Source organism: Desulfomarina sp., assembly GCF_054039375.1.
In genome coordinates this window covers 1-12,215 of record NZ_JBPLBA010000191.1, presented here as the reverse complement: position 1 = coordinate 12,215, position 12,215 = coordinate 1, and the positions used below count along the sequence as shown (strand labels likewise).

At 47.9% G+C, this 12,215-nt stretch carries 11 protein-coding genes; 6 read left to right on the top strand and 5 right to left on the bottom strand.

Translation table 11 applies throughout. From position 1 onward, the window contains the following. Positions 1-134 precede the first annotated feature (134 nt). Positions 135-2,273 carry a bacteriohemerythrin gene (locus tag ACXLDX_RS11115; RefSeq protein WP_457577251.1) on the top strand — a complete coding sequence of 713 codons (2,139 nt, stop codon included), beginning with the start codon at positions 135-137 and terminating at the stop codon, positions 2,271-2,273. 154 nt (positions 2,274-2,427) lie between these two features. Here the strand turns inward: ACXLDX_RS11115 and ACXLDX_RS11110 are convergent, their stop codons facing one another. From ACXLDX_RS11110 to ACXLDX_RS11090, 5 genes are all read right to left on the bottom strand, one after another. After that, entirely contained in the window at positions 2,428-3,120 is a 693-nt protein-coding gene (locus ACXLDX_RS11110; RefSeq protein WP_457577250.1) for a Crp/Fnr family transcriptional regulator, read from the bottom strand. 121 nt (positions 3,121-3,241) lie between these two features. Then, positions 3,242-3,895 carry a flavodoxin family protein gene (locus tag ACXLDX_RS11105; protein WP_457577249.1) on the bottom strand — a complete coding sequence of 218 codons (654 nt, stop codon included), beginning with the start codon at positions 3,893-3,895 and terminating at the stop codon, positions 3,242-3,244. Between the two features lie 310 nt (positions 3,896-4,205). Continuing rightward, positions 4,206-5,384 (bottom strand): acyl-CoA dehydrogenase family protein, encoded by a 1,179-nt coding sequence (locus ACXLDX_RS11100; RefSeq protein WP_457577248.1) that lies wholly within the window; start codon positions 5,382-5,384, stop codon positions 4,206-4,208. Positions 5,385-5,477: 93 nt separating this feature from the next. Then, positions 5,478-6,773 (bottom strand): thiamine pyrophosphate-dependent enzyme, encoded by a 1,296-nt coding sequence (locus ACXLDX_RS11095; RefSeq protein ID WP_457577247.1) that lies wholly within the window; start codon positions 6,771-6,773, stop codon positions 5,478-5,480. Next, positions 6,766-7,881, bottom strand: coding sequence for a transketolase C-terminal domain-containing protein (locus ACXLDX_RS11090; RefSeq protein WP_457577246.1), 1,116 nt, complete (start codon positions 7,879-7,881; stop codon positions 6,766-6,768). The genes ACXLDX_RS11095 and ACXLDX_RS11090 overlap by 8 nt, the downstream gene beginning before the upstream one ends. Before the next feature lie 199 nt (positions 7,882-8,080). Between ACXLDX_RS11090 and ACXLDX_RS11085 the strand changes: the two genes are divergently transcribed. The 5 genes from ACXLDX_RS11085 to ACXLDX_RS11065 form a co-directional block, all read left to right on the top strand. Continuing rightward, the gene (locus ACXLDX_RS11085; protein ID WP_457577245.1) at positions 8,081-8,773 is read left to right on the top strand and encodes a GntR family transcriptional regulator; all 693 of its coding nucleotides are present in this window, start codon (positions 8,081-8,083) and stop codon (positions 8,771-8,773) included. A 594-nt stretch (positions 8,774-9,367) separates the two neighbouring features. Continuing rightward, entirely contained in the window at positions 9,368-10,171 is an 804-nt protein-coding gene (locus tag ACXLDX_RS11080) for an ABC transporter substrate-binding protein (protein ID WP_457577244.1), read from the top strand. A 91-nt stretch (positions 10,172-10,262) separates the two neighbouring features. Further along, positions 10,263-10,931 carry an amino acid ABC transporter permease gene (locus tag ACXLDX_RS11075; protein ID WP_457577243.1) on the top strand — a complete coding sequence of 223 codons (669 nt, stop codon included), beginning with the start codon at positions 10,263-10,265 and terminating at the stop codon, positions 10,929-10,931. Position 10,932: 1 nt separating this feature from the next. Further along, a complete protein-coding gene (locus ACXLDX_RS11070; protein WP_457577242.1) occupies positions 10,933-11,586 on the top strand; it encodes an amino acid ABC transporter permease in 654 nt (217 codons plus the stop codon). Positions 11,587-11,631: 45 nt separating this feature from the next. Further along, the coding region (locus ACXLDX_RS11065) for an amino acid ABC transporter ATP-binding protein (RefSeq protein WP_457577241.1) at positions 11,632-12,215 on the top strand (584 nt) is incomplete at its 3' end.

The following is a 12,215-nucleotide window of genomic DNA, read 5'->3' as shown; positions in this document are numbered from 1 at the left end:
CACTATACCTGTTTTAAAAAAATTAAAAAAAAATTTGAATCATGCCGTCCGGAACGATAGACTTGAAGAAACCTGACATATTTATTCAGGTTCACAAACCAAATCATCTATCCCGTCGGACGGAGGAAACAGATATGCGCTGGCGCAATATGTCATTAATGACAAAACTTGGAATCGGATTCGGAACAGTCCTCCTGCTGATGTCTGTAATCAGTATTTTCAGCTGGCGTGGCTTTGCAAACCTGGAAAGTCAGATCAACCGGACAGAATATCTCAACAGCCTGAGCCAGCTGATGCTCCAGAAGGAAGTAGATCATCTGAAATGGCGCGCCATGGTAGCCGATTTCCTGGTGCACCCGGAACAAACTGCACTGAATGTGGAAACAGATGACCACAAATGCAAACTCGGCAACTGGCTTTACAGTGAGAAAAGAAACATTGCTGAAAAAACAATGCCGGAGCTGGGTCAGTTGCTCACCCGGCTTGAAGAAGCCCATTCCGCTCTACACGGTTCCGCGCTCACCATGAAACAATTGAACCATGAAGGGAACGAAAAGAGCAAGGCATATCAACAGAACGTCTTTAAAATATACAGTAATAAAACACTTCCGGCCCTGAAAAAAGTGCAGACTATCATGGGGGAGATTCGTGATAGAATCGAGCAGCGAACCACACTTGCAGATCAAGCCCTGAAAAAGAGTTCAAAATTCAGGGCCAGGCTTATTCCAATCCTGGCCATCACAGCCATAATTATCGGATTTCTTTTTAATTATTTTATAGGAAGAAACATCTCATCCTTTCTCAAACAGGCCGTTTCTCTGGCATCAAACATGGCTGACGGAAACCTGACAGAACGCCTCTCAATCAGGCAGACCGATGAAATCGGGCAACTGGCGGAAGCCCTGAACACCATGGCGGACAAAATCAGCGCCATGGTCCGGTCCATAACCGGTGAAATGCATCATCTTGCCGCCTCCGCAAATGAAATGAGTATGATTTCCGATGGACTGGCAAGCAGTGCCAGTGAAACAGCTGAACAGTCAAACAGTGTTGCGGCGTCAACCGACCAGATGAGTTCCAATATGAATTCCGTCGCTGCAGCCAGTGAGGAAGCCGCAACAAATGTCAATATTGTTGCCACTGCCGCCGAAGAAGTGACCAGGACAGGCAAACAGATTGCAGAACGAACCGTCGAAGCGCGTAAAGTAACCTCCAATGCCGTCACTCTGGCTGCAAGCTCAACAGAAAAAGTTGATCTGCTGGGCAATGCCGCACTTGAAATCAGCAAGGTAACTGAAGTGATAACAGAGATTTCCGAGCAGACCAATCTGCTGGCCCTCAACGCGACGATTGAGGCCGCAAGAGCTGGTGAGGCAGGCAAGGGTTTTGCTGTGGTGGCCAACGAAATCAAAGAGCTGGCCCGTCAGACAGCCGACGCCACAGGAGAGATCAGGAGCAAGATAGAATCCATCCAGAACTCCACAAATGAAACCATTACCGAAATCAAGCAGATTTCGGAAGTTATCAATAAAGTGGAGAATATTGTAACCGATATCGATACGGCCGTCGATGAACAGAGTGCCACCAACAGTGAGATCGCCGACAATATCATGCAGGCCGCCCAGGGAATTGCCGAAGTTAATGAAAACGTGGCCCAGGTGTCCGCTGCAGCCGATAATATTGCAAGAGACATCACAGGTGTCAGTGACGTTTCAAGAGAACTGGTTCAGAGCAGCAACAGGGTTAAACAGAGTGCAGGTGATCTTACGGGAATATCTCTGGAATTACAGAACTATGTGAGTCGATTCCAGATACCTGACCAGAAAGAACAAAATGGAGCAGCAAATAATTTAGCCGCCAATACACCTGACTTTATTCCCTGGGGCCAGAACCTTTCCGTGGGACTGGACTACATCGACAACCAGCACAAGGTTCTGATCAAGCTGATAAACGATCTGCACAGGGCAATGAAGACCGGAAAAAGCACATCCACTTCCGGTGCCATCCTTGACCAGCTCATTGAATATACGGAAACTCATTTCGGCAATGAAGAAAGGCTTTTCAAAAAATTCAAGTACCCTGAATATGAAAATCACAAAAAAGTTCACACCAGTCTTGTCAACCAGGTGAAAGACCTCAAAGAACAGTTTATGGCAGGAGACGGAACCCTTTCAGTCGAACTAATGGAGTTTCTCCAGAGCTGGCTGAAAGATCATATTCTTAAAGTGGACAAGAGATATGTGCCTTTTCTCAGGCAAAACGGTATTACTTAGTGTCTGCCCAGAAATGAGGTTTTTTGTTCGAGATCAAGGCGCACGGAAAATTTTACCGCAGGCATATAGATGATATTTCAAGGATTAAATTTCTCGGGCAACGCAGATATCGGGCAAAAAGACCATTTACGGACAGACACTATTTGAGAAAAAATTACGTGGGAATAACCAGTGTCCTTCCTTCAAGGATTATTTTTCCGGCATCTTTCAAAGCCTTCATTGCCCGGGTAATACTGACTCTATGGGAACCGGTGAGAAAGCTTAAATCTTCATGGGTCAGGGGGAACTGAATAACCAGTCCCTTTGACTCCCTGGCACCATGTTCTTTTGCTACATTGCAAAGCACTCCATACAGGCGATCTTCAATATTGGTGACGGTAAGGTTCCCTACTCGACTTGTAAGCCATGCAATTCTTGCACTGAGATTTTTAATAATCTGCAGACCGATCTTCGGGTTTTCAAGAACAAGCTCCTCAAACTGCCCCCGATTAAAACCACAGACAAGCGTATCCTCAAGACAGACCGCACTCACCGGATAAAATCCGTTTTCAGAAAACATGTTTTCCCCGATAAAATCTCCTGCTTTTCGGATATCCAGTGTGATTTCATTGCCATTTTCGAAAATTTTGGACAATTTTATGCGCCCGCCTTTAATGAGAAATACTTCGTCCGCCGGGTCATCCTGTTGAAACAGAATTTGACTCCGGCCAAGTCTTTTCCTCAGAGCTTCTCTGTTAAGCGCTTCTATTTCCTTGGGGTCCAGATCCCGGAAAACCCAGAGATGCCCAAGACACGTTGGAGAAAGATCAATATCTTTTCCTGCAATCTGCTCACAGAGGCATGTCATTTATTTCATTTCTCCCTGGATTTTAAATAACCGCTGTTTTGAAAAATTACAGCGCAATATTAGGTCATTTCATCGTTGACATGACACTAGTCATATGTGAGCAATTACACACTCAGAGCACCTACATAAACTGGATCTTTTTCAATCGCTCTGCAAGTGTGCGACCATGTCTTTCAGCCGATTGCCACACCTCCTGCTGCTCCTCGGCCCTGCAGAATTTTTCTGGAGTAACCCTTGTATCATCACCAAAAACCCAGGGCAAAGCACTCATGGGGCAGGTCTCACCGTAGCCACACACCATGCATTCAGGATTGCCCACAACTTCCAGCCGGCCTAGAACCTCCATTCCCTCAAGAATCAGGGCATGGTTAACCTGAGCACTTGCCTCTTTAAGACCGGGAGCCCCTCTGCCTATACCGGTTACAACCGTTACCGCCAGCTTTCCCCTGTTCAATCCGTTCTGATGCCTCAACGAGTAGAGCCTTTCAAGAAATGCTTTGGTAAAGGCATCAATTGAACCATATGGCGGATATCCCCCCACCACAATTGCACCGGCATATTTTACTTTTTCAGCCAGCTCCTGGAAATCGTCTTTTACTTTGCAGATATTATCCTCTGTACAGCCAAGACAGGCAATACAGGGTTGAACTCTGATCTCTGACAGTTTCACAAATTCAGTTGGAAGGCCTGTGTGCATCAGGACATGTTGAATAACTCTATCCGTATTGGAATTTTTTACCGGACTGCCGGAAATACCTATAACCTGTGGTTTCATATTTTTCTCCTGAGAAGGATAACTGTGACGGTTTCAGTGATAAACAACCCATTTCGGAGAAAAATAGTCAATATTGTCCTGTTATGTTGTAGCTTTCGCTACAATAAAACAATAAAAACAAAAAACTGAGCAAAAAATGAAAGTGATCCAGTGTCACGTCAACGATGAAATGACGCAATATTGCGCTGTAATTTTTTGTGCCATTCTGTCTGCGGCTTTGAGCGCATAGTTGAGCTATGTAACATAAGCCGCAGGCGGGATGGCGCGAAAAAGGACAAGCAAGATACGTCAGAGCAGTGTTGACGGGACACTAGCGATAAGCCGCAATCCCCGTCACCTCCTGTCCGACAATGAGGGTGTGCATGTCATGGGTACCTTCGTAGGTGTAAACCGATTCCAGATTATTTGCATGTCTCATTATCGGATACTCACCCATGATACCGTTGGCACCGAGCATGGTACGGGCAATACGGCAGATATCAAGGGCAATCTTTACATTATTCATTTTTGCCATCGATACCTGGGCAGGGCTATACTTTCCCCTGTCCTTTAATCTCCCCAACTGCAGGGCAAGCAGCTGGCCCTTGGTCAGTTCTGTTACCATCTCCGCAAGTTTCTTCTGCTGCAACTGGAAACCGGCTATCGGTTTGTCAAACTGGATCCTGCTCAAAGAGTATTCAAGGGCCGTCTGATAACAGTTATCAGCAGCTCCCAGAGCACCCCAGGCAATGCCGTAACGCGCCTGGGTCAAACATCCAAGCGGCCCCTTCAACCCTTTAACATTGGGCAGCAAACTCTCCTCCTCGTCAACTACAACATCCTCAAGTATGAGTTCTGAAGTGACCGAGGCTCGCAGACTCCACTTTCCTTTCATCTGCGGGGCTGTAAAACCGGGCGTACCCTTCTCCACCAGAAAACCGCGAATACCGTCTTCTGTCCTGGCCCAGACGACGGCAACATCGGCAACTGTCCCGTTGGTGATCCACATCTTGGCACCATTCAGTCGCCATTTTCCACCAGGTTCACGCACTGCTTTGGTTCTCATGCCACTCGGGTTTGAGCCAAAATCAGGTTCCGTCAGGCCGAAACAGCCAATTGCCTTTCCTGTTGCCATCTTCGGCAACCAGTGTTTCTTCTGGGCCTCGCTGCCGTAGGCAAAAATGGGATACATCACCAGCGATCCCTGCACCGAGGCCATGCTGCGCAATCCTGAATCACCTCGCTCTAATTCGTACATGAGAAGGCCATAGGCAACATTGGATAGCCCGGCACAACCGTATTCCTCAGGGAGATTGGGACCAAAAAAACCCATCTCGCCCATCAGCGGTATCAGGTGAAGGGGGAAAGTCTCTTCCTGGGCGTGTTTGTCAATAATCGGCATGACCTGTTCATTGACGAATGTGCGTGCGGTTTCGCGCACCAGTTTTTCCTCGTCATCCAACAGGTCCATAAAATTCATATAGTCAGTCAATTCAGTGGTTGTCTGCATTAAAAGTGCTCCTTCTCGTCAATACTGTTTTGATGGCGTTATGAAACTCAACTGTAATTGGTCACAGGTGCCCCAGCTTGTCTGGAGATGTGGTTAAGAGTTGAATATTCTGCTCACGATATCCATGGCGCTCAGGTAATTTTTTTCTGAAAAATGAAGTTTTAAGGCCAACTGCAACATCTCAATGTTCAGGGCCTTTTCATTTTTTGCCATCAGAGCTAGGGACGCAAGCGCCCAATCCTGCCGTTTAATTTTCAGTTTTTTGAAATCTATCTCAAGGATGTCAGCGATTGTTTCAGGGATACACACAGACTTTTCTTTAATCAGAAAAGTGCTTTTTTGAAGAATTGAAAAGAGTTTTTTACGCTGTTTGACACCCTCATCACTAAGGGCCAGAAGAACCGTTGGCAGTTCAATACCCGCGTAGCGGATTTTCTCTGGCGAAATGAGAATTTCGCTTACAGACGGTCCCCTGAGTACCGTGATATTATAGTCATTTTTCCTCGACACATTCATCCCGGCTGACAGGCCTGCATAACAGACGATGTCTCCTGCAGTGACTATTCGCATCCCGGCACTGCCGAGAATTGCCACCTCTTCAGGTTTGTAACCGGGCCGATCTATCTTCTTTTCTATGGTCACGGGAGCAGGGAAGATCTGTTTCTCCCCGGCAAGGGCTCTGTAGCGTGTTCCGTATTCGGGTCTTTGGTTTTTCTCTATTTTTCCATGTCGCGCGGGGAGGTCAGAGATCATCTCCTCGATCACCCTGGGGGAGAGCTTATTCCTTTTGGTGTATCGCCCGGTGCAGATACCCAGGGTTTCGATAACTGAAAATCCGTTATGCTCAATGGCTGCTGCTATTTTGTCGGCCAGGTCCCGATCCAACCCTGAACATCTGGCGACATAGGTTGCCCCCGCACTTTCCGCGATTCCACAGATATCAATTGGACTTTCGGCATGATTCAGGAACTCGGAGCCGACGACAGCATCCGTTGGTGTCGTGGCGGAGTATTGCCCGCCGGTCATACCGAAGTTAAAATTATTTAAAATAATCAGTGTGATATTGAGATTTCTCCGACAGGCAGCCAAAACGTGGGCTCCACCGATGCCGAGCCCTCCATCTCCCATTGTGACGATCACATTCAACTCAGGATCAGCAAGTTTAAGGCCTGTCGCATAGGTCAGGGCTCGGCCGTGAATGCCATGCAGGGCATGCACCTTGAAAAATGTATCAAAGAGTCCGGAACAGCCGATGTCAGTGACCATGACTGTTTTATCAGCCGGCAGGTTCAGGCTGACCATAGCCTTATCGAGCATGGCCGTGATGTTCTCATGAGTACAGCCGGGGCAATAAACGGGGGGACGACTCGTGTTTAAGAAACTATCCATTGGCAATGACCTCCGCGATCTTTCCCGGTGTAATCAGGACACCGTTCATCTGGCCGTAAAAATCGACCTTTTTGTCACACAGTACCCGATTGATTTCCTGGATATAGAGGCCAAGGTTCATCTCAAAGACAACGATCCGTTTAAAAGGTTGTGCTTTTTCGCTCAATAATTCTTCCGGAACCGGCCATAAGGTTTTAAGGGTTAAACTGGAAACAGGCCTGCCTTTATCCCTCAGGATTTTTACGGCATGTTCCACAGCCCGGCTGGTGACGCCGTAACTGATCACCAGTGTGTCAGATCCCTGCTGTATATCCTCCTCGAATAAGGTTATTCTCCGGCGGGAACTGAGAATTTTCTCACGCAGCCGCTCCTGGTTTTGTGCTATCACCTCCGGGTCGTTCGTTATATAGCCATCTGGACCGTGAGTGGATGATGTCGTCCTGACGAGGGTTTTACCGCCGATGGGAAGAAACGATGGAGGTTCAGCCGGCCGTGCCGCAAAAGGCAGGAATGAATCGCCTGAATAATATTTTCTTTTACCGATTGGCGGAAGGGTGACTGATTCAAGGTCAAAGCTCTCTTTGGCCATGCCGATTTCCTTGTTTGAGGCGATAAAAACAGGACACCTGAATTCTTCCGCGTAATTAAAGGCATGAATGGCAAGGACATAACAGTCAAGCGCGTCTTTGGGAGCCAGTACAATAACCGGCACTCCACCGGTGCTCCCCCAGCGTAAAAACTGAATATCACTGTCAGCTCCCCGCGTCGCAGATCCTGTTGAAGGGCCCAGGCGCTGAACATCTGCAATCACCAGCGGAATTTCACTGCCAACGGCAAAGGAAATTTGTTCGCTATAGAGACTGATACCAGGGCCTGATGTTGCCGTGAGCGCCTTCATACCTGCCATTGCCGCGCCAATACAGTATCCCATGGAGGCGATTTCATCTTCTCCCTGCAGACAAATACCACCTTTTGGTGGCAGCATTTTTAACATATTGTTAAAAATCGTTGTTGCTGGAGTAATGGGGTAACCCGCGAAGAAATTACAACCGGCTGCGATTGCCCCTCTTGCAAGAGCCTCATTTCCTTCCATAAACGATAAAGCCATACACTGAACTCCCGGGGTTGTTTCCGTCTTCAACGATATAATCACAAATCTGATCAAATTTTTAATCATGTTTTTTGATAATTAACTGTTGGTTCTTTCTATGTCAAGGAGAAATCAATAAATTTTCAGGCAATTTGTGCTGTTTATATACAGATTTTGTCGTTGATTTTGAGGGGATGATGGTATATAAAACCTGATTATGGTGCATAAAAAGAAGAAAAAGAGTGCGGATGATTTTGCCAGGGAAGCCTATATGGGTATCCGCCGTATGTTTTTTGCCAATGAGATCGGACCGGATCAAAAGATCTCATACGGGGATCTGGCAAAGAAGCTTGGAATGAGTACAACACCTGTTATACAGGCATTGAAAAGACTTGAAGACCAGGGTCTTGTCCGACACGAACCAAACAGAGGCTATTATACTGAAAGTATAACCCTGAAAGAAATAATTGAGATTTATGACTTCAGGGAATTGATTGAAACGTCTCTTCTTCCCAAAACCATATCGGGAATGAATAAAAAAAAGCTGAAAACCCTGAAAAAAGCTCTGGACAATCATCTTAAAGCGGTCAGGGATATCTATTTGAAGGAACGGCTTTTAAGAGATATGGAATTTCATCTTGTCCTGGCGGGTCTTTCACAATGTACGATACAGACGAACACACTGAAATCACTCTTTGATCTCCTGTATCTTAAATACCGGGGAAATATTCTTTTTGTTACCCCCATGGATACGGTTGACTCGGAACATATTAAACTCTACGAGTATATTGCCGACTCCAATCTTGAGGGCGCAACAGGGATATTGAAACAACATATTTCAAACGTCAAGAATCATGCCATTACCGGGATTAAAAGAATTAACAGGGAAAACAGCAGGAAAACCATTTAGCAGCATATCCGGATGAACCGGCATGACCGGACTCTACGGCTTGGCCACAAAAAGCCAATGAAAATCCCAACTGCGGCAACACAACCCCCAGCCGAGGATTTTCAGACAAAAGTCCTGATGTAACTGGTCACAGAGGTAGCAATCAGCGGGAATACAAAGGGAGTGACAGATGTCTCTCCTGTTCAACACCCGGGCGTCATTGTGTTTTTTCTTTGCATTTTCACCCGCTCGCAATCGCTAATTTCTCTTTCATTTTTTACAGAACCACTGTAATTACTTATAGTTACAGCAAAAGACTTCGGCATATATTAAAAATCACTAGACTCAAGCCACGCAATTGCCTACTATGTCCTGTTATGGACTGGCCGTTAAAAACACAGAGAGGGCCTATTGGGATTGGTGACGCCCCGATGGTCAGACAAAAGACATGGCCTGTCACGTATTTCTTTGCAAGATTGAGCTTCCGGGCGCAAAAGGTAGAATCAGCAAAGGTCAACCAAAACCCAATCCCTCCGTGTCAATGGAAGTGCGCTGATGTTTCCAAGCGTAATTTAATCTGCCTGTTACGGGCGAAACCACAAAAGGAGAGAGGAGATGAAGCAGATAAAACTTGTTTCAGTTCTACTGGCACTACTCATGACCGTCTTTTTTGCATCAACCGGGTTTACCAATAATCTTGAGGAAATCATCAAGCGGGGCGAGTTGCGGGTAGCCGTTCAATCGGGTGCGCCACCCTATGCCTTCATCGACAAAACGGGCGCTCCCGCCGGTTCGATGGTCGACTTCACTCAGGGCATGGCCGATGCCATGGGCGTAAAGCTCAAAGTTCTCAGCTATGACTGGGACGGTCTGATTCCGGCGCTGCTCTCCGGGAAAGCTGATATTCTCGCGGCCGACATGACCCCGACCCTGAAACGCGCCCTCAAGGTCACCTTTACCGATCCCTGGATCTATGTTCAACCCTGTATCTTCACCAAAACCGAAGCCAAATTCCAGACCATTGACGATGTCAATAAAGCCGGGGTGACTGTCGGTGTCCTGCTCGGTTCGACCGGTGAGAATATCGCCAAGAAATATCTCCCCAATGCAACCATTAAATCGTACAAAGGCGGCGGCAGGATGATCGTTCAGGCCCTGGAATCGGGTCATGTTGATGCCGGCGTCAACGATGACCTGGCTGTTTTGACCGTTCTTCCCGATTACCCGCCGAACACTGTTCGCCTCCTTGACAAGCGTCTCGGCCATGGCAAAGACCCCCTCGCTTTTGCCGTCCGTCCCGAATCTGTCAACCTGTGGCAGTGGATCAATCTCTACTTCAAAACCGTCCGCGCCAATGGCGAGTACGACAGGAACATCAAGTACTGGATGGAGGGAACCGACTGGAAAAAAGATCACTGAAAGTTGCTGATGGACTCAAGGTATAATGGCGTAAAAACCACCTGGCCGGGCATCTGGACGCGGTGCTCTGCCGGGTAGGGGGTGGCTTTACATGCTGACAAATTTTAATTTTTCGGTCATATTTGATTACCTGCCGTTGTTCCTCAACGGTTTGAAATATACATTCGTTATCGCCCTGATTTCCCTTTTTCTTGCCCTTATCGTTGGCATCATCGCCTGTGCCTGCCGGATTTCCAGCTTTAAGACCCTCCGTTATCCCGCCATTGCCTATATCGAAATTATCCGTTCAACGCCGCTACTGGTGCAGATCTATTTTCTCTATTTCGGACTCCCGTCCCTGGGTATCAGTGTCCCCGAAATCCAGACCGGGATCATCGCCCTGATGTTCAACTCCGGGGCCTATATCGCTGAAATTATCCGTGCCGGGATCAATTCGGTCAATGAAGGACAACTTGAGGCTGGACTCTCATCAGGCTTGAACTACTACCAGCGGATGCGCTTCATCATCCTTCCCCAGGCCCTCGGCGTGACGATCCCGCCGTTACTGGGACAGGCCGTCGTTCTGGTCAAGGACACCGCGCTGCTGTCACTGATCTCTGTCATGGAACTGACCCGCAGCGGTCAGACCATGACCTCCGAGCGGTTTATGCCCGCCGAAGCATTTTTGACCGTCGCCTTCTTCTACATGGTGATCTACTTCTGCCTCAAATATTTTGCCGACTGGTCACAGAAAAAGCTGATCTTCAGGGAGACTTATTAATATGATGTCCTTCTATTTCAGTAAGCTGGCGGATATCTTCCCCTTCTTTCTTACCGGGATGTGGATGACAATCAAAGTCAGCCTCCTCAGCCTGGTGATCTGTACCATCCTCGGTTTCGTCTTCGGCATGATGCGGGCCGGCAACAATCTGATCCTCAAGAGAGTGATCGGTGCCTACGTCGCCTTTGCCCGGGGAACCCCGTTTGTCGTACAGATTTTCATTGTTTTTTTCATCTTCCCCGAGTGGGGCCTCCAGCTCGACCCTTTCCCCGCCGCGATTGTCGCCATGGCGATCATGGGATCGGCGTTTGTCTGTGAAATTGTGGCCAGCGGTATCGCGTCCATCCCCAAAGGGCAATGGGAGGCTTCCGCATCATCAGGCCTGACAAAGCTGCAGCAGTTGCGCCTGGTCATTGTTCCCCAGGCGATGAAGGTGATCATCCCGCCGCTGGTCGGTCAGTATGTCCTGCTGATCAAGGACACCTCAGTCGTTTCAGTTATCGGGGTTATGGATCTGACCCGGGTCGGCTGGGTCACCGTCATGCGGATACCGGAAGGTCTGATGGTTTTTGCCCTGGTCGGATTACTCTACTTTGTTATCTCCTATCCACTGATCCTCCTTTCCAATTATCTGGAGGAGAAGATGGCACTGTAGATGCACGATTAATGACACAGAAGAACAGAGAGGATAAAACGGGAAATGATTGAATTTAAAGGTGTTCACAAGTGGTTCGGTAAACTCCACGTTCTGGATGATATCAATTTGTTTGTTGAAAAAGGCGAAGTTCTGGTGATCTGCGGGCCGAGCGGGTCGGGAAAATCGACCCTGATTCGCAGCATTAACAAACTTGAGCCGATTCAGAAGGGTGAGATCATTGTCAACGGGATGTCCGTCCATAAAGCGTCCACCAATCTGACCAAACTGCGCGAAGAGATCGGTTTTATCTTCCAGCAGTTCCATCTCTATCCCCATATGACAACACTTGAAAACATTATGCTGGCGCCGGTCAACGTCAAGAAGATCCCCAAGGCGAAAGCGGAAAAGATCGCCCGGGAAAAACTCGACAGGGTCGGCCTGACTGAAAAAGCCGATTCCTATCCCATCCAGCTCTCCGGTGGTCAGCAGCAGCGGGTTGCCATCGCCAGGGGACTCGCCATGTCACCCGAAATCATGCTCTTTGATGAACCGACATCGGCCCTTGACCCCGAAATGATCGGTGAAGTTCTCGATGTTATGATTGGTCTGGTATCAGAGGGGATCACCATGTGTGTTGTCACCCACGA